Genomic DNA, 16,195 nt, shown 5'->3' with positions numbered 1-16,195 from the left:
GGAGCACGCGGCTCGCTCGGCATGCCCGGCTCCCCGGGCGTGCCCGGCTCCGTCGGGGTCCCGGCGCAGCCGATCACCCTGCGCGTCGGCGAGCACGGCGCCTCGGCCACCGGGTCGCTGTACGAGCGGATCGGCGGTGCCCCCACCTTCGACCGGCTCGTCCGGCGCTTCTACGAGGGCGTGCAGCAGGACGAGGTCATCTGGCCGATGTACCCGGCCGACGACCTCGAGGGTGCGATCTGGCGCCTCTCCGCCTTCCTGCAGCAGTACTGGGGCGGCCCGGGTACCTACAGCGAACAGCGCGGGCACCCCCGCCTGCGGATGCGGCACAACCCGTTCCGCATCACGTCCGAGGCCCGGGAACGCTGGCTCCACCACATGCACGACGCGGTCGAGTCGCTCGAGCTCGCGCCCCTCGACGAAGCCGAGCTCTGGGGCTACCTCGACCGCGCCGCCCACGCGATGACGAACACCTTCGACTGACGCGCACCCGGCGCGACGCCGGCGCAGTGCACGCCGGACGCCGTCGTGTCCGTTCGACGCCGCCATGTGCGTTTCACGCCTCCGTATTCGGCGGCGTCTCGCGGGACTCGCGGCGTGTTCGTGGGACGCCGGCGTCTTCCGCCAGCGCGTCTCAGCGCACGTACGAGCCGGAGGCGAGGTCCTCGACCAGGGACGGCCGTGACGGACGCCAGCCGAACGCCGACCGGGCGTGCGCGCCGGACGCCCCCTGGTGCAGCAGCAGGGCGTCGGCGTAGTCCCGCCCGAGCCGTTCGCGGCTCGCGTCGACGCTCTCGGCGACGACCGGTGCACCGTGGGACCCGGCCTCGGCAACCTGGCGGACGGTGGGGTTGTCGCCGGTCGCGGCGACGATGTACCCGTCGGGCTCGCCGCGGTGCAGCGCGAGGACGTAGAGCTCGCCGAGGTCGTCGACGTGCACCGTCGTCCACCGCTGGGAGCCGTCGCCCACCAGCCGCACCGGCTGCTCGCCGTCGCTGACGAACATCGCCGGGATACCGGCGCCGCGCCCGTACACGATGCCGGGGGCGACGATGGTGCTCCGCACGTCGCTCGCCCGCAGCAGGGCCTCGTTCGGTCCGCGCCAGGCGGTCAACGCCGGCGGGTCGAGCGGCGACTGCTCGGAGATGTCCGTCGAGTCGCCGAAGGTGAAGATCCCACCGGTGTGCACGAACGGCTTCGGTGTGCCGGACAAAGCGCCGATCGCGGTGCGGATGAAGTCCGGGTCGACGCCGGGCGCCGATGCCGTGTGGACCACACCGTCGCTCTCGTGCAGCAGCCGTTCGACGACGTCGGTGTCGGTGACGTCGCCGACCAGCGCCCGGCCACCGGCGTCACGGACGCGCTGGGCCTTCTCGTCGGACCGGACGAGCGCGGTGACCTCGTCGCCGTGGGCCACGAGGGAGCGGAGGACGGAGGAGCCGATGTAGCCGGACGCGCCGGTGAGGAAGACGTGCATGCGGCCAGCCAACCACGGCGGCCGGGCGGTGTCGTCGTCGCCGTCGCCGTCGTCGTCGTCGCCGTCGCCGTCGCCGTCGCTAGGAGCTCAGGGTCCAGGCGCGGCGCTTGACGAGCACGTGGCCGCGCGAGGTCGTGAGTCGGCTCCACGGTCCCGTCTCGAACAGGCGGACCGGGTCGTGCCCGAGGAACCCGAGGCTCTCGCCCGCGAAGCCCGCACCGGCGGGCAGGTGTTCGACGCCCGGGACCGGTCGGCCCCAGACCTCGGCACGGATCCGCCGGACGATGGCCTCGCCCGCGTTGGACGGCACGGCGTCTGCGACCTCGGCGATGCCGTCGCGGGTGGCCCGGCGGAGGAGTTCCGGGGAGACGTCCGGCAGCGGGACCCAACCACCGCGGGGCGGTGAGATGGCCGCCCACGTCACGGTGTGCACCTCGTGCGGCAGCTCGACCTCGATCGGGGTGGCCCGCGTCGGGTCGACTCCCTCGGCGCGTTCGGCGTCCTGCGCCTCGGCCAGCAGGCGGAGGCGCTCGAGGAGCGACTGCAGCGGGACCACGGTGTCGATCGACGCGGGCTCGGTGAGCGAGAACGTGCGGAGCCCGAGCACCGTCGGCAGTTCGTCGAGCAGCCCGAGCGGGTAGAGGATCGCCGTGTAGACGGCCAGGACGCCGGAGTCGGCGATGAGCCGGACCGAGCCGTCCTCGATCCGAGCGGCACGTCCGAGGTACGTGCGGAGGTCACCGAGTGAGGCGGCGTCGGGAAGCGTGAACGAGTTGCCCATGTCGTCCTCGATCCTACCGGCCATCGGCGCCGCGCAGCCTGGGGGCGACGACCTGCGACGGCGGCGGGCAGCCGTTCGTAGACTGCACAGCGTGAACGGCGAACCCGACTTCCTGCGGACCCTGCGACTCGAGGACACCGGCGCGAGCACGGGCGAGACGATCCTGACCGGTGCCAGCCACTGGTCCCCCGGTGGACGGGTGTTCGGCGGCCAGGTCCTCGCGCAGTGCATCGTCGCCGCGCAGCGGACCATCGAGGGACGCGACGTCCACTCGATGCACGGCTACTTCCTGCGGCCCGGCGACATCGACGTGCCGATCACCTTCGGCGTCGAGCGCATCCACGACGGCCGGTCGTTCGCGGCCCGTCGCGTGCAGGCCTACCAGCGGGGTGTCCCGATCTTCTCGATGATCGCGTCGTTCCAGGTGCCGGACACCGGCATCGAGCACCAGGACCCGTACCCGGTGGACACCCCGGACCCGGAGTCCCTGCCGTCGGCCGCGTCGATCCTGTCCGCGATCGACCACCCGGTCGCACGTGCCTGGGCCGCGCGGTCCATCGACCTGCGACACGTCGAGGGACCGGTGTTCGTCGACGTGCAGGGCGAGCACGTGCCGCACCAGGCGGTCTGGTTCCGGGTGCAGGGCGACCTGCCGGAGGACCCGGCGCTCCACCGTGCGGTGCTCGGGTACGCGAGCGACCTGTCGATCCTCGAGCCGATCATGCGTCGGCACGGCGTCGCCTGGGGCACCCCGGGGGTCAAGAGCGCGAGCCTCGACCACGCCATGTGGTGGCACCGCGACGGTCGCGCCGACGAGTGGATCCTGTACACGCAGGAGTCCCCGAGCGCACAGGGCGGACGGGGACTCGCATTCGGCCGGATGTTCTCCCGTGACGGCAAGCTGCTGGCCACCGTCGCCCAGGAGGGCATGATGCGGGTGCCTACGGCCGGCTGAACTGCACCGGTTCCTCGAGGTAGCGCTCGCACGCGGCCCGCTCGGTGTCGGTCAGCCGACGCGGACGGTTCGTCGCCGCGTCGACCATCACGAGTGCCGTCGTCGCCCGCGTGTACAGGACGGCGGGGTGCTGCCCCACCGGCGACCAGACCTCGTAGGAGACGTCGATGCTCGCGCCCCCGAGCCGCCCGATCCACATCTGGATGTCGAGCGGTTGGCGGAGGTACGGGATCGACGCCAGGTACTCGAGGCGCTGGCCGGCGATCACCGTCATGGTGCCCGAACCGGGCCGACCGTCGATGATCGGCTCGGGCAGGTCGCCGTCCGGGTCCTCACCCGGGTCCGCACCCCAGAACCCCACGATGCGCGCCTCTTCGAGCAGGCGCAGCATCGCGGAGTTGTTGACGTGACCGTAGGCGTCGATGTCGCTCCACCGCATGCGGATGGGAGCGTGCAGTCTCGCCACGGGGATCAGTCGCGGGTGAGCTTGCGGTACGTCGCGCGCCCGGGCTTCGCGGCATCGGCGCCGAGGCGCTCGATCTTGTTCTCCTCGTAGGCCTCGAAGTTGCCCTCGAACCAGTACCAGTTCGGCGTGCCGTCCTCGTTGAGGCCCTCCCACGCCAGGATGTGCGTGGCGATGCGGTCGAGGAACCACCGGTCGTGGGTGATGACCACGGCGCAACCGGGGTACTCGAGCAGGGCGTTCTCGAGGCTGCCGAGCGTCTCGACGTCCAGGTCGTTGGTCGGCTCGTCGAGGAGCAGCAGGTTGCCGCCCTGCTTGAGCGTCAGCGCCAGGTTCAGACGGTTGCGCTCGCCACCGGACAGGATGCCGGCGCGCTTCTGCTGGTCCGGGCCCTTGAACCCGAACTGCGACACGTAGGCGCGGGACGGGATCTCGGTCTTGCCGACCTGGATGTAGTCGAGTCCGTCGGACACGACCTCCCACAGGTTCTTGTTCGGGTCGATGCCGCCGCGGGTCTGGTCGACGTAGGAGATCTGGACGGTGTCGCCGATCTTCAGCGTGCCGCCGTCGAGGGGCTCGAGGCCGACGATCGTCTTGAAGAGCGTGGTCTTGCCGACGCCGTTCGGGCCGATGACGCCGACGATGCCGTTGCGGGGCAGCGTGAACGACAGGTCGCCGATGATGACGCGCTCACCGAACTGCTTGCGCAGGTGCTCGGCGTCGATGACCTGCGAACCCAGACGCGGGCCGACCGGGATGACGATCTCCTCGAAGTCGAGCTTGCGGGTGCGCTCGGCCTCGGTGACCATCTCCTCGTAACGGGCGAGACGGGCCTTCGACTTCGCCTGACGGCCCTTGGTGTTGCTCCGGACCCAGTCGAGCTCCGAGGACAGGCGCTTCGCGAGCTTGGCGTCCTTCTTGCCCTGGACCTCGAGGCGAGCGCGCTTCTTCTCGAGGTAGGTCGAGTAGTTGCCCTCGTACGGGTACAGGCGGCCGCGGTCGACCTCGGCGATCCACTCGGCGACGTGGTCGAGGAAGTACCGGTCGTGGGTCACGGCGAGGACGGCACCGTGGTACTGCTGCAGGTGCTGCTCGAGCCAGAGCACGCTCTCGGCGTCGAGGTGGTTGGTGGGCTCGTCGAGGAGGAGCAGGTCGGGCTTCTGGAGCAGCAGCTTGCAGAGCGCGACGCGGCGCTTCTCACCACCGGACAGGTGCGTGACGAGTTCGTCCCCCGGGGGGCACTGCAACGCGGCCATGGCCTGCTCGAGCTGGGAGTCGAGGTCCCATGCGTCGGCGGCGTCGATGTCTTCCTGCAGCGTGCCCATCTCGGCCAGGAGCGCGTCGAAGTCGGCGTCCGGCTCGGCCATGAGCGCCGAGATCTCGTTGAAGCGTGCGAGTTTGCCGTGGATCTCACCCACGCCTTCCTGCACGTTCTCGAGCACGGTCTTGCTCTCGTCGAGCTCCGGCTCCTGCATGAGGATGCCGACGCTGAAGCCCGGCGTGAGCTTCGCCTCGCCGTTGGACGGCTGGTCGAGACCCGCCATGATCTTCAGGATCGTCGACTTGCCAGCACCGTTCGGTCCGACGACGCCGATCTTGGCACCGGGGAGGAACGACATCGTGACGTCGTCGAGGATCAGCTTGTCGCCGACCGCCTTGCGGGCGCGGACCATCTGGTAGATGTACTCAGCCATATCGGCCCCAAGTGTAGTGACACCGCCGGAGCACCGCTCGCCCGACGCCGGATCGCCGCTTCCCGCACCTGTACGAACAGCCCTGTTGCGCAACGCACGTCTCGACGTAACCTCTCCTCGCCCCGCAACCTCGGGGGCCCGTCGCCCACCACGACGAGGACCAGGATCAGGACCACGGACAGGACGAGGACCATGACCACGCACACGAACACGACCACGTCGCGGCTCCGCCGCCTCGCGCTCCCCTTCATCGGAGCGATCGCACTCACCACCGCACTCCTCGCACCCGTGTCGCCGGCATCGGCCGCCGGTGCCGTGCCGAAGGGTTCCCCCTACCTGCTCTACACGGCGACCATCAGCGCGGACGGCGCCGGCACAGGGTACTCGTCCTACATCAACGTGCACGACGCCCACAACAACGCGTACGCGTTCGGCATCCAGTCGGACAAGGGCTCGCCCGAGAGCAAGGGCAAGCCGCGCTTCATCTGGGAGCGGGTGCAGAACGGCAAGTTCACCTACGGGTACCTCGGTCCGGCGACGAACAAGAACACCCCGATCGGGATGCGCTGGTACCAGAACGACGTCGCGACGATGATCGTCAACCACAAGACGATCGGCACGCTCAAGCTCAACCTGGACGGGCGGCTGTTCTTCAACGCCGAGGCGAACGGTCGACTCAACGGCGACGTCGTGCACTCCACGGTCCAGAACACCCGCATCACGGTGGGCAACGTCGCGGGGCGGACCGGTCTGAACGGCAAGTGGAACACGAACTTCTCGTTCCACGGCATCAAGGCGACCCAGATCAACGCGCCGGCGGTCCAGGGTGCGACGTTCCGGATCAACGGCCGGGTCTCCGGGCTGCCGCGCGGCGGCAACTGGGACACCGATCAGGTGTCCGGCATCGGGATGATCGCGCAGAAGTGGTGACCGACGCGACCCGTTGACCCGCGCACTCCCAGCGGGCCTGACCCGCACCCCGACCCCGGTCGGCGTGCGGGTCAGGCCGCTTCGGCGTCGTGGGTGTGGTCGTCGAGGGGTGGCGCCGGGTCCCATGGTGCGTCGTCCTGGTCGAGCGCGTGCTCGGAGGGCTCGGCGGGCTCCGCACCGTCGCCGTCGCCGTCGCCGTCGCCGTCGCCGTCGCCGTCGCCGAGGGCCGGCGCGCCGTCTGCCCCGTCGAGGTCTCCGTCCGGACCGTGCTCCGTGGACGGTGCGTGTTCGTGCGCGCCGTCGGGCTCTGCCCCGTGGTCGGCCCCGTGACCGGCACCGCGCCCCGCAGCGGGGTCACGGACCTCGCCGGTGCGGGGGTCCACGCCGTGCAGGCCACCCTGCCCCGATGCACCGTCGCCGACCTGCCGTGGCACCCGGAGCCAGTTGCTGATCCCCCAGGCCAGGTCATGGCCGATGCCGTCGGCGTCGATCTCGACCGAGGTCCCACCGCGACCGTCGCGTTCCCACGTGCGGATGCGGACCCGGCCGGCGACGACGATCCGGTCGCCCTTCTTCAGGGACTTGTACACGTTCGACGCGAGCGACCGGAACGCGGTGACGGTGTACCAGTTGGTCGCGCCGTTGACCCAGGCGGCGGTGGCCCGGTCCCAACGGCGTGAGGGCGACGCGAGTCGGAGACTCGTGATGGCGATGCCGGTCTCGGTGACGAGGTGCCGGGGCTCGGTGGCGACGATTCCGCAGACGGTGATGATGTCGTTCATGCGTCGATCGTCACGGAGCCCGGGGCTGCGTCAGCGGCCCCGGGCTCGATCTGTGGCATGTGGACCCGATCAGGCGACCTGTGGAGGACGAGTCCCCCGGGCCTCCTGGACGGACCCGCTCAGTGCGCTCGGAACTCGGGCCGGGCGGCCAACGGTCCGAGCGCGGCGTGGACCGCACCCTTGGCGGACTCGAGGGACGGGTAGGGCCCGCCCGCCCGTCGGCGTCCGTAGAGCTCGACCTGGAAGCCGTCCGCCGCCCGGTGGATGCTGCCCACCGCGCCGGCCGGACCGATGGCGACCCAGGTTCCCGTGTTGTCCGTCATGTTCGAACCACCTCCTCGTGGCCCTGCCGTCCCGGGGTCAGGACGCCAGGATGTACTGACTGTAGGCCTTCCGGACCTTGTTCACCTTGGGCAGCGCCACTGCGAGGCAGTAGCCCTGGCCGGGGTTCTTCGCGAAGAAGTCCTGGTGGTACTCCTCGGCGCGGTGGAACGTCGAGAGCGGCTCGATGGTGGTGACGATGCCGCCGTCCCAGATGTCGGAAGCCCGCTCGATCGCGCGCTCGAACAGCTCGCGCTGCGCGTCGTCGGCCGGGAACATCGCCGAGCGGTACTGCGTGCCGACGTCGGCGCCCTGACGGTTCAGCTGACGCGGGTCGTGCAGCGTGAAGAAGACGTCGAGGATCACGTCGGCCGGGATCACCGACTCGTCGAACGTCACGGCGACCGCCTCGGCGTGCCCTGTCGTACCGGTGCACACCAGTTCGTAGGAGGGCTCCTCGACCTCTCCGCCGATGTAGCCGGACACGACGTCTTGCACACCCTGGAGCGTGCGGTACACGGCGTCGAGACACCAGAAACATCCACCTGCGAGCACGAACGTGGTCATGGCCACTCCCTCTCTCCGGGCCGCCGATGCAGCCACCTCGTTCCTCCACAACAGTGTGCGCGGAGACCCTGTTCCCCAGATCGGCTGGCACCTCTCGGCGTGTCGGTGGTCCGCCGTAGCGTCGGTACCACACCGACCAGGAGGCCAGCGATGCAGACCATCACCGAACCCGCACTGCGGATCCGCACCGTCCCGCTGGCCCGCGCCCGGGGCGACTACCGCATCCTCGACGTCCGCGACGACCTGAGCCGGGTCACCCGGGCCAACGGCGAGATCGTCGGGTACGTCGACCGCATCGACGTCGCCGGCGACACCGCGTACCGCGCCCGCCGGTACGTCGCGACCGAGCGCCGGTTCGTCGAGCTGCCGAGCGTGTGGTCCGCCGACGACGCCGTGGACACCCTGCGCTGGTCATGATGTTCCAGATTGGAATCATCTGCGATGGGATGCACGGAACGCCGTCCGGCCTCCCCGACGCCTGACCGTTCCGTGGGTATGGTGCGCGCATGGACTGGTGGAACGACCTGACCGACTGGACTTCGTCCGACACGGGTTGGCGGGTGCTCTCGGGCGCTGTGATCCCCTTCGTCGCCATCGTCGTGGCGGGCGTCATCGCGGCGCTCATCGGGCGCAGCGCGACCAAGCGGGTCGTGGCGTTGCAGGAGCGGGAATCGAAGAACGCGGCCGTGGCCGCGATCCTGACGGCTGCGCGCAAGGCAGCTGCATGGGGATCGCTCGGACACGACGAGCGGGCCTACGCCGACCACCTCGCCGAGGACGCCGACATCCGGCTGCGCCTGCTCCCCGTGCAGGGCGCGCCGCTGGCCGCCAACTGGGCACAGCACGAGATCGCCGACATCAAGAAGAACTCGTCGACGTTCAGCTTCCAGGCCGACCAGTCCCTCGCCGAGTTCCGTGACCGCCTGCTCGACTGGCAGGCGCGACCGAGCCGTGCGCGCAAGCTCTTCAAGGCCGACCTCGAGCGCTGGAAGTTCGAGTCCCCGGACCCCGACGCCGACCTGATCAAGCGCCAGCAGGACTGGAACGCCGACCAGGCCGAACCCCCGCGTACGCAGGCGCAGGCAAAGGCCCCGGCCCCGGCCGCTCCCACCGAGCGTCCCACCCCGACGACGACCTCGCTGCGTCCGGCGCAGCGCCCCGCGTCCGCACCCTCGACCCCTCCGGCGGCGGCCGCTCCCGCGCCCGGTGCTGCGTCAGCCGGTGCCGCGTCAGCCGGTGCTACCGGCGGGACGACCCCGTCGTTCTCGGTGAACCGCGGTGCGGGCACGAACCCGAACCGCGGCACCACCGACCCGAACGCCACGCGTTCCTTCGGCGACAACACCACCCGCGTCTACGGCGACGACGAGGCTGCACCACCGGTCCGTCCGACGCTCGGTACCCCGACCTCGCCCGCCCGCTCCCCCCAGGGCCGCGGCACGGACGACACCGAGGTCGTGGACGACGCCAGCGCCACCCGCGCCTTCGGCGACAGCGACCGCGCACCGCGGAACGACCGTCCGTCCTCGTCCGACCGCCCCGTCGCGACGCCCACCGCAGCCGACGCACACGTCAACCGGGCACCCGCGAACGACGTCCCGCCCGCCTCGGCACCCCGGGTCGACACCCCCGGCGCGACGAACACCACGTCCGTCCCGACGCGGCTGAACCAGGCCCCCGCGGAGCCGGCCGACGCGAACGAGACGTCCGAGGCGCCGTACACGCAGCCGATCAGCGCCGCCGAACTCCGCCGCCGCGCCGCGGACGACGACGAGTAACAGCCAGCACGACGAGCAGCAGCCAGCACGACGAGCAGCAGCCAGCACGACGAGAACAGGGCCGCCATCCGGAGAGGATGGCGGCCCTGTTCGTCTTCGGCGCCCCCGGCAGGAATCGAACCCGCGGCACGGTGGGTAGAAACCACCTGCTCTATCCACTGAGCTACGGAGGCGAGCAGCGTCGATTGTAGCGGCGAGCGACCCTCAGACGCTCGATGCACGCCCCGCCGCGTCGCCGCGACATGGCTCGGCGGTCGCCCAACGGTCGGCCGCCGTCTGCTCCCCGTTCCCCTCCGCGACACCCGCGCTTCGTAGCGTCCGGAGCATGCGCACCACCGGTTCCGTCCTCGCCGTCGTGCCCGCACGTGCCGGGTCGAAGGGGATCCCCGGCAAGAACCTCCGCACGGTCGCGGGTCGTTCGCTGGTCCGTCGCGCGGTCGAATCAGCACGACGTGCCACGCGCATCGACGAGGTGCTCGTCACGACCGACGGCGACGCCATCGCTGCCGAGGCGGTCGCCGCCGGTGCTGCCGTGGTCCGCCGTCCACCCGAGCTCGCCGGCGACGAGGCGTCCTCGGAGTCGGCGCTGCTGCACGTCCTCGACGCGATCAGCACGCCGCTGCCCGAAGTCCTCGTCTTCCTGCAGGCGACCTCGCCGTTCATCGACCCGGCCGACCTCGACGCCGCCGTCGCGCGCGTGGTCGACGGGCACGCCGACGCGGTGTTCGCCGCCGCTCCGTCACACGCGTTCCTGTGGCGGACCGCCCCGGACGGCACGGCGGTCGCGGTGAACCACGACGCTGCGACCAGGCCCCGTCGGCAGGACCGAGAGCCCGAGTACCGCGAGACCGGCGCCTTCTACGTGATGCGGACGGCGGGGTTCCTCGAGAACCGGCACCGGTTCCACGGCCGCGTCGAGCTGGCCGTCGTCGACGGTGCCGGTGCGATCGACATCGACGACGAGGCCGACCTGGCCCTCGCCGAAGCCCTCGCCGAAGCACTCGCCGAAGCCCTGGCCCCGACATCCACCACGACCCGAGACCCATCCCCGACGCGGGCCACCCCCGCACCGAACGGAGCACCATGACCGTCACCATCGGTACGTCCACGATCGGCGCGGGCCACCCCGCGTACCTCATCGGCGAGATCGGCCTCAACCACAACGGCGACGTCGACATCGCGAAGCAACTCATCGACGTCGCTGCCGACGCGGGCCTGCAGGCCGTGAAGTTCCAGAAGCGCACCCCCGCGATCTCCACGCCGGAGCACATGAAGAACACCCCGCGCAGCACCCCGTGGGGCGACATGACCTACCTGGACTACCGCTACCGTGTCGAGTTCGACCGCGACCAGTACATCGAGATCGGTGACCACGCGACCCTGCGCGGCCTCGACTGGTTCGCGTCGCCGTGGGACGAGCCGTCGGTCGACTTCCTCGAGGACCTCAACGTCGTCGCCTACAAGATCGCCTCGGCGTCCGTCACCGACCTCGGCATGCTCGCCGCCGTCGCCGCGACCGGCAAGCCCGTCATCCTGTCGACCGGCATGTCCACGCTCGAGCAGATCGACGCCGCCGTCGAGACCCTCGGCACCGACCGTCTCGTCCTCATGCACGCGACGTCGACCTACCCGTTGCCGGCCGAGGAGGCGAACCTCCGCATGATCGACACCCTCGCCCACCGGTACGCGGGCGTCCCCGTCGGGTACTCCGGCCACGAGCCCGGCCTGCAGATCTCCATCGCCGCGGTCGCCCTCGGCGCCACGGCCGTCGAGCGTCACATCACGCTCGACCGCACGATGTGGGGCTCCGACCACGCCGCGTCGCTCGAGCCGCACGGCCTGAAGACGCTCGCCCGCGACATCCGCATCATCGAGACCGCCCTCGGCGACGGCGTCAAGAGGATCTTCCCCGGCGAGCAGGCACCGCTCGCGAAGCTGCGTCGCGTCGGCGCGTGAGCGGATGCAGTCCCCATCCGACCGCCGGCGAGCAGGCACCGCTCGCGAAGCTGCGTCGCGTCGGCGCGTGAGCGGCCCGGTCGACGGGACCCGCGCCCTGGACGGGCCGGGTGACGGCGGTGCGCCGACGGACGGACTGGAGGCGCGCCTCCCGTCCGACGCGTCACCGCGCGTCCGACGCGTGGTCGGCCTGGTCGACACCGACTCGTTCGCGAAGTGGGGCGCGCACCTGCTGGCGAGCGCCCCGGCGGACTGGGACCTGGAGCTGCGCACCGTGAGGACCCCGCGGTCGGCGAGTCCGAAGCAGCTGCGGTCGGCGTTCCGCGGGCTCGACCGGCGACTCGCCCACCTGCACCGCGAACCACCCCCACCCAAGGACGTCGACGCCGTCGTCGAGGAGCTCCGACAGGACCCACCCGACGCCGTCCTGGTGTCGTTGATCGGACCGGTGGCCGAACTCGTGATCGACGAGGTGCACCGGCGGATCCCGCACCGGCCGGTGCTGGTGTCGGGGCTGCCGGGGATCTCGTTCCCGGCGAAGTGGAAGGGCATCTTCTTCCGCGCCCGAGCCGACCTGTTCGTGCTGCACAGCCACCGTGAGGTCCGCGCGTACGAGGAGATGGCGCGCGAGGGCGGCGTCGAGCCGCACTTCGCGCTCGCCACGCTGCCGTTCGCGCGGGGTGCCGGATCGACCGGCAGTTCCGGCGCGACCGATCCTGTCGACGGTGTCGGCGCGACCGCCCGCGACTCCGTCGTCTTCGCGGCGCAGCCGAGCGTGCCGTTCGAGCGGGCCGACCGGGCACTCGTCGTGCGGTGGCTCGTCGAGACGGCACGGGCGCACCCGGAGTGGCGCGTCGTCATCAAGACGCGCGCCGCGGCCGGCGAGCACCAGACGCACCGCGAAGAGCACCCCTACCCGGACCTGGTGCCCGCGGACGCGCCGACCAACCTCGTGGTCGAGAGCGGGCCGATGGCAGAACACCTCGACCGTGCGGTGGCACTCGTGACGATCAGCTCGACGGCGGTGCTCGAAGCGGCGGCACGGGGCGTTCCCGCACTCACGCTGACGGACTTCGGCGTCGGGCGACATCTGATCAACGAGGTGTTCGTGGGCAGCGGCCTCGAGGGCGACGCCGTCGACCTGGTCGACGGACGGTTCGGCGTCGTCCGGCCGGAGTGGATGCGGGACAACTACTTCCATCCGGCTTCTGAGGACGACTGGCAGCACCGTCTCGTGGAGCTCATGGCCAGACGGGACGCCGGAGCCCTGGTGGACCGGGCGCCGGCTCGGCGGAGTCGCGGTGGCGTACTGCGCCGTGCGTGGGAGCGGAAGAACGCCCTCGGCGGGGCCGATCGCAGCCCGCTCGGGCTGGTGGCGCTGGGCATCGGGGCGCCGATCCGGGGCGCGAAGCGTCTGGTGCGACGCGTGCGGGCGATGGTCGATCCGCCGGCACCGGTGGTGGTGGCGGCGCCGACGTCGCAGCGCGCGGAGGTCCGCGCCGCCGTGCCTGCGCCGGGAGCCGCCGTAGGCACGGCCGCGGCGCCTACGGCTGCGGCGCCTGCGGCTGCGGCGGCCGCTCGCTCAGAGCGCCTTGGCCACCGCGAGCAGGAGCTGGTCGCGGGTCGGGACGCCGGGTGAACGGAAGACCTCGGTGCCGTCGTCCTGCCGCACGATGATCGTGGGCGTGGACCGGATACCGAGGTCTTCCGCGTCGTCGGGGTGTGCCGCCACGTCGCGTTCGGTCACGGTGAGCCCGGGGACGAGCGCCGAGGCCTCGGCGGACACCCGGCGGGCGGCGGCACACGGCGCACAGAAGGCGGACGTCCAGAGGTCGAGCTGCATGTGGTCCTGCAACGCGGCGGGTGGGGGTTCTACTCCCGGTCGAACTCGCCGCTGCGGTCGCCGCGGTCCTGCAGGTCGTCCACCGGGTCGGACTCGTCCGGCTCGTAGGTGAACTCGACCGAGATCTGGTCGAGGACCTGGCGGGACTTGGTGGCGCGGTAGGTGAAGGCCGTCTGCAGGCCCTCGACGTCGGCGAACACCGTGACCTCGTCGTCCAGCGCGTCGCTCGTGGCGGTGCGGGTGTCGGTCGTGCCGTCGAAGGGGCCGCCGTGGAAGATCGCGGTGTACTCGTCGCCTTCGTGGATGGTGATGTCGCTCATGCCTCCCTTCTACCAGGCGGCGGCTGGTGCAGTCTGTTCGGTCCCGTCGCTGCTCGGCTGCACCGCCGTTGCGTTTTGCATAGCACAGCTATATAGTTCAGCTATGGAAACACCGCGCGAGCAGACGATCGAGACCCTCCTCGTTTCCGTCAACCGCCTGATCCGCAGCGCCGTCCAGTCGACGGGCAACACCACGTCCGCCGCGGTCTGGCGCACGCTCGGCATCCTCGAGACCGACGAGCCCCTGCGACTCGGTGAACTGGCCACCGCCTCCCGTGTGGCGCAGCCCACCATGACCCGACTCGTCGCCGGGATGCTCGCCGACGGCCTGATCAGCCGCAGCGTCGACCCCGACGACTCCCGCGGGCAGCTCATCGAACTGACCGAGGCCGGACGCGAACGGCTCGCCTCCTGGCGCTCCACCCTCACCAGCACGGTCGGTCCGTTGTTCACCGACCTGACCGACGACGACTGGGACGTCCTGCACCACGCGGCGAACCTGATCGCCCAGCGCACCCGGACAACCCCCAACGGAACGGAGATCCCCGCGTGAACGCCCACGCACCCGCCGGCCAGTCCGGCTCCATCCTCAAGCAGTCGTCCGCGGTCTGGGCGATCGCCTTCGCCTGCGTCGTCGCGTTCATGGGCATCGGCCTCGTCGACCCGATCCTCCCGGCGATCGCGGCGTCCCTCAAGGCGACCCCCGCGCAGACCGAGTTGCTCTTCACGAGCTACCTCGCCGTCACCGGTGTCGCGATGTTCTTCACCAGCTGGGTCTCCAGCCGCATCGGCGCGAAGCGCACCCTGCTCATCGGACTCGCCCTGATCGTGCTCTTCTCGGTGCTCGCGGCCACGTCGAACAGCGTGTGGAGCATCATCGACTTCCGCGCCGGCTGGGGCCTCGGCAACGCGCTCTTCATCTCCACCGCGCTCGCGACCATCGTCGGGGCAGCGTCGGGCGGCACCGCCTCGGCGATCATCCTGTACGAGGCAGCACTCGGCCTCGGCATCGCCGTCGGCCCCCTGGTCGGAGGTCTGCTCGGCTCGGTGAGCTGGCGCGGCCCGTTCTTCGGCGTCACGACCCTGATGGCCGTCGCGTTCATCGCCATCGTCGCGCTGCTGAAGACCGGCAGCCTCGAGAAGCCCACGCCGACGAAGCTCTCCGCACCCTTCCGTGCCCTGACCCGTCCGGCACTCGCAGCCCTGGCCGCGACCGCGCTGTTCTACAACATCGGCTTCTTCGTCCTGCTGGCGTACACGCCGTTCCCGCTCGGCTTCGGCGCGCTCGGCATCGGGTTCACGTTCTTCGGCTGGGGTGTCGGTCTCGCGATCACGTCGGTGTGGGTCGCCCCGATGCTCACCGCCCGTCTCCGGAGGACGACGGTGTTGAAGATCGCGCTGCCCCTGCTCGCGCTCGACCTGTTCGCCGCGGCCCTCGTCGTCCGCTCCCAGGTCGGCCTGATCATCTGCGTCGTGATCGGTGGACTCGTGCTCGGTGTCCTGAACACCGTGCTCACGGAGTGCGTCATGGAGGCCACCGACCTCCCCCGCTCGGTCGCCTCGAGCGCCTACTCCGCCGTCCGGTTCATCGGCGGCGCCATCGCCCCGCCCGTCGCGACCCTGCTCGCCGACGCGTACTCGCCCTCGGCGGCGTACGTGTTCGCGGGTGCGTCCGTCGCGGTCGCCTTCGTCGTGATCCGCTGCACCACGAGGGTCCTGCGCCGCGTCGACGACGGTCCCGAGCCGGAGCGCGTCGAGGCGGAGGCCATCACCGCCGGCGACATGGCCTAGCCGCCGGGCGCGCGCTCTCTCCACTCGCGCCCCACTTACCCCTTCCCCACGAACGGGCGAAATGCCGGAGTGTCCCCCCTTGGGAACGCCGGCATTTCGCCCGTTCGTGCGTCCGCGGGCTTCCCCGCGCGGGTTCTCTCCCCCTCGCCCCTCACCCTCGCCCCTCTTCCCCCTCGCCCCGCCTCCCGCTCGCCCCGCCTCCCCCGCGCGAGCGGGCGAAGTGCCCGGGTTCGTCCGCAGGGCGACTCGGGTATTTCGCCCGCTCACGGTCGGCTCACGGTCGGCTCACGGTCGGCAGGCGGGGTGGAAGGGACTGCCCGGAGGCGCGGGCCGGCCTGACGGGGTCGCGGCGAGCCTCCAGGCGGTCGCCTGCACCGCACGCAGCTCGCGCCGCGGGCGAGCGGGCGAAACATCGGGGCGCGTCCGCAGGGCGACCGCGGCATTTCGCCCGCTCGGCTGGGCGCAGTCGTGCGAAGGCGCGACCGGGCGCGGCCGGGCGCGGCCGACGGCGAGCGGGCGGAACACCACGGTCCGTCC

At 71.3% G+C, this 16,195-nt stretch carries 19 protein-coding genes and 1 tRNA gene; 10 read left to right on the top strand and 10 right to left on the bottom strand.

Annotated features, from left to right (window positions below):
* The first annotated feature begins 21 nt into the window (after window positions 1–21).
* A complete protein-coding gene (locus tag FFG40_RS07930) occupies window positions 22–483 on the top strand; it encodes a globin (RefSeq protein WP_260678908.1) in 462 nt (153 codons plus the stop codon).
* Window positions 484–634: 151 nt separating this feature from the next.
* Here FFG40_RS07930 and FFG40_RS07925 read toward each other — a convergent pair whose 3' ends face one another.
* Together FFG40_RS07925 and FFG40_RS07920 are read right to left on the bottom strand one after the other, a co-directional pair.
* Window positions 635–1,477 (bottom strand): NAD-dependent epimerase/dehydratase family protein, encoded by an 843-nt coding sequence (locus FFG40_RS07925; protein WP_138802810.1) that lies wholly within the window; start codon window positions 1,475–1,477, stop codon window positions 635–637.
* Between the two features lie 79 nt (window positions 1,478–1,556).
* Entirely contained in the window at window positions 1,557–2,282 is a 726-nt protein-coding gene (locus FFG40_RS07920; protein ID WP_313900847.1) for a hypothetical protein, read from the bottom strand.
* A 67-nt stretch (window positions 2,283–2,349) separates the two neighbouring features.
* Here FFG40_RS07920 and FFG40_RS07915 point away from each other — a divergent pair, with 67 nt between their 5' ends.
* Window positions 2,350–3,213 (top strand): acyl-CoA thioesterase II, encoded by an 864-nt coding sequence (locus tag FFG40_RS07915; protein ID WP_083404324.1) that lies wholly within the window; start codon window positions 2,350–2,352, stop codon window positions 3,211–3,213.
* On the opposite strand, the gene FFG40_RS07910 is transcribed toward FFG40_RS07915, so the two are convergent.
* Entirely contained in the window at window positions 3,200–3,652 is a 453-nt protein-coding gene (locus FFG40_RS07910) for a thioesterase family protein (protein WP_071405517.1), read from the bottom strand. The two genes, FFG40_RS07915 and FFG40_RS07910, sit on opposite strands and share 14 nt — an antisense overlap.
* A gap of 32 nt (window positions 3,653–3,684) precedes the next feature.
* Window positions 3,685–5,370, bottom strand: a complete 1,686-nt coding sequence (gene ettA, locus FFG40_RS07905) for an energy-dependent translational throttle protein EttA (RefSeq protein WP_027464653.1) — start codon at window positions 5,368–5,370, stop codon at window positions 3,685–3,687.
* A 192-nt stretch (window positions 5,371–5,562) separates the two neighbouring features.
* Between ettA and FFG40_RS07900 the strand changes: the two genes are divergently transcribed.
* Window positions 5,563–6,300, top strand: coding sequence for a hypothetical protein (locus tag FFG40_RS07900; RefSeq protein WP_138802809.1), 738 nt, complete (start codon window positions 5,563–5,565; stop codon window positions 6,298–6,300).
* Window positions 6,301–6,371: 71 nt separating this feature from the next.
* On the opposite strand, the gene FFG40_RS07895 is transcribed toward FFG40_RS07900, so the two are convergent.
* The 3 genes from FFG40_RS07895 to msrA all read right to left on the bottom strand — a co-directional run bounded on the left by FFG40_RS07895 (window position 6,372) and on the right by msrA (window position 7,970).
* Window positions 6,372–7,082 (bottom strand): single-stranded DNA-binding protein, encoded by a 711-nt coding sequence (locus FFG40_RS07895; protein WP_138802808.1) that lies wholly within the window; start codon window positions 7,080–7,082, stop codon window positions 6,372–6,374.
* A 119-nt stretch (window positions 7,083–7,201) separates the two neighbouring features.
* The gene (locus FFG40_RS07890) at window positions 7,202–7,405 is read right to left on the bottom strand and encodes a hypothetical protein (protein ID WP_027464651.1); all 204 of its coding nucleotides are present in this window, start codon (window positions 7,403–7,405) and stop codon (window positions 7,202–7,204) included.
* 37 nt (window positions 7,406–7,442) lie between these two features.
* Window positions 7,443–7,970 carry a peptide-methionine (S)-S-oxide reductase MsrA gene (msrA, locus tag FFG40_RS07885; protein ID WP_138802807.1) on the bottom strand — a complete coding sequence of 176 codons (528 nt, stop codon included), beginning with the start codon at window positions 7,968–7,970 and terminating at the stop codon, window positions 7,443–7,445.
* Window positions 7,971–8,120: 150 nt separating this feature from the next.
* On the opposite strand from msrA, the gene FFG40_RS07880 reads away from it, so the two are divergent.
* Window positions 8,121–8,387, top strand: coding sequence for a hypothetical protein (locus FFG40_RS07880; protein ID WP_017886047.1), 267 nt, complete (start codon window positions 8,121–8,123; stop codon window positions 8,385–8,387).
* A gap of 89 nt (window positions 8,388–8,476) precedes the next feature.
* Window positions 8,477–9,748, top strand: a complete 1,272-nt coding sequence (locus FFG40_RS07875) for a hypothetical protein (RefSeq protein ID WP_138802806.1) — start codon at window positions 8,477–8,479, stop codon at window positions 9,746–9,748.
* Between the two features lie 100 nt (window positions 9,749–9,848).
* Here FFG40_RS07875 and FFG40_RS07870 read toward each other — a convergent pair.
* A tRNA-Arg gene (locus FFG40_RS07870) sits at window positions 9,849–9,921 on the bottom strand.
* Window positions 9,922–10,073: 152 nt separating this feature from the next.
* On the opposite strand from FFG40_RS07870, the gene FFG40_RS07865 reads away from it, so the two are divergent.
* The 3 genes from FFG40_RS07865 to FFG40_RS07855 all read left to right on the top strand — a co-directional run bounded on the left by FFG40_RS07865 (window position 10,074) and on the right by FFG40_RS07855 (window position 13,343).
* Entirely contained in the window at window positions 10,074–10,835 is a 762-nt protein-coding gene (locus tag FFG40_RS07865; protein WP_138802805.1) for a cytidylyltransferase domain-containing protein, read from the top strand.
* Complete coding sequence (locus FFG40_RS07860; protein WP_138802804.1) at window positions 10,832–11,704, top strand: N-acetylneuraminate synthase family protein; 873 nt, start codon at window positions 10,832–10,834, stop codon at window positions 11,702–11,704. The genes FFG40_RS07865 and FFG40_RS07860 overlap by 4 nt, the downstream gene beginning before the upstream one ends.
* Window positions 11,705–11,771: 67 nt before the next feature.
* Window positions 11,772–13,343, top strand: coding sequence for a DUF6716 putative glycosyltransferase (locus FFG40_RS07855; protein WP_138802803.1), 1,572 nt, complete (start codon window positions 11,772–11,774; stop codon window positions 13,341–13,343).
* Here FFG40_RS07855 and FFG40_RS07850 read toward each other — a convergent pair.
* Together FFG40_RS07850 and FFG40_RS07845 are read right to left on the bottom strand one after the other, a co-directional pair.
* A complete protein-coding gene (locus FFG40_RS07850; protein ID WP_027464648.1) occupies window positions 13,287–13,547 on the bottom strand; it encodes a thioredoxin family protein in 261 nt (86 codons plus the stop codon). The genes FFG40_RS07855 and FFG40_RS07850 overlap by 57 nt on opposite strands.
* 29 nt (window positions 13,548–13,576) lie before the next feature.
* Complete coding sequence (locus tag FFG40_RS07845) at window positions 13,577–13,867, bottom strand: oligoribonuclease (RefSeq protein WP_138802802.1); 291 nt, start codon at window positions 13,865–13,867, stop codon at window positions 13,577–13,579.
* A 103-nt stretch (window positions 13,868–13,970) separates the two neighbouring features.
* On the opposite strand from FFG40_RS07845, the gene FFG40_RS07840 reads away from it, so the two are divergent.
* Complete coding sequence (locus FFG40_RS07840) at window positions 13,971–14,420, top strand: MarR family winged helix-turn-helix transcriptional regulator (protein WP_185974132.1); 450 nt, start codon at window positions 13,971–13,973, stop codon at window positions 14,418–14,420.
* Complete coding sequence (locus FFG40_RS07835) at window positions 14,417–15,658, top strand: MFS transporter (protein ID WP_138802800.1); 1,242 nt, start codon at window positions 14,417–14,419, stop codon at window positions 15,656–15,658. The genes FFG40_RS07840 and FFG40_RS07835 overlap by 4 nt, the downstream gene beginning before the upstream one ends.
* Window positions 15,659–16,195 lie beyond the last annotated feature (537 nt).

Origin of the sequence: Curtobacterium sp. KBS0715 (assembly GCF_005938005.2) — a bacterium.
In the GTDB taxonomy this organism is placed as follows: domain Bacteria; phylum Actinomycetota; class Actinomycetes; order Actinomycetales; family Microbacteriaceae; genus Curtobacterium; species Curtobacterium flaccumfaciens.
Note: the sequence above shows the minus strand (reverse complement) of the source record. Positions and strands in the feature narration are given on the sequence as shown.

Bases quoted from the DNA above. Each gene is read 5' to 3' on its own strand.
- FFG40_RS07875 (WP_138802806.1), top strand. From the start codon at position 8,477: ATGGACTGGTGGAACGACCTGACCGACTGGACTTCGTCCGACACGGGT.
- FFG40_RS07930 (WP_260678908.1), top strand. From the start codon at position 22: ATGCCCGGCTCCCCGGGCGTGCCCGGCTCCGTCGGGGTCCCGGCGCAG.
- FFG40_RS07840 (WP_185974132.1), top strand. From the start codon at position 13,971: ATGGAAACACCGCGCGAGCAGACGATCGAGACCCTCCTCGTTTCCGTC.
- FFG40_RS07925 (WP_138802810.1), bottom strand. From the start codon at position 1,477: ATGCACGTCTTCCTCACCGGCGCGTCCGGCTACATCGGCTCCTCCGTC.
- ettA (WP_027464653.1), bottom strand. From the start codon at position 5,370: ATGGCTGAGTACATCTACCAGATGGTCCGCGCCCGCAAGGCGGTCGGC.
- FFG40_RS07920 (WP_313900847.1), bottom strand. From the start codon at position 2,282: ATGGCCGGTAGGATCGAGGACGACATGGGCAACTCGTTCACGCTTCCC.
- msrA (WP_138802807.1), bottom strand. From the start codon at position 7,970: ATGACCACGTTCGTGCTCGCAGGTGGATGTTTCTGGTGTCTCGACGCC.
- FFG40_RS07845 (WP_138802802.1), bottom strand. From the start codon at position 13,867: ATGAGCGACATCACCATCCACGAAGGCGACGAGTACACCGCGATCTTC.
- FFG40_RS07850 (WP_027464648.1), bottom strand. From the start codon at position 13,547: ATGCAGCTCGACCTCTGGACGTCCGCCTTCTGTGCGCCGTGTGCCGCC.
- FFG40_RS07900 (WP_138802809.1), top strand. From the start codon at position 5,563: ATGACCACGCACACGAACACGACCACGTCGCGGCTCCGCCGCCTCGCG.
- FFG40_RS07865 (WP_138802805.1), top strand. From the start codon at position 10,074: ATGCGCACCACCGGTTCCGTCCTCGCCGTCGTGCCCGCACGTGCCGGG.
- FFG40_RS07860 (WP_138802804.1), top strand. From the start codon at position 10,832: ATGACCGTCACCATCGGTACGTCCACGATCGGCGCGGGCCACCCCGCG.
- FFG40_RS07880 (WP_017886047.1), top strand. From the start codon at position 8,121: ATGCAGACCATCACCGAACCCGCACTGCGGATCCGCACCGTCCCGCTG.
- FFG40_RS07890 (WP_027464651.1), bottom strand. From the start codon at position 7,405: ATGACGGACAACACGGGAACCTGGGTCGCCATCGGTCCGGCCGGCGCG.
- FFG40_RS07910 (WP_071405517.1), bottom strand. From the start codon at position 3,652: ATGCGGTGGAGCGACATCGACGCCTACGGTCACGTCAACAACTCCGCG.
- FFG40_RS07895 (WP_138802808.1), bottom strand. From the start codon at position 7,082: ATGAACGACATCATCACCGTCTGCGGAATCGTCGCCACCGAGCCCCGG.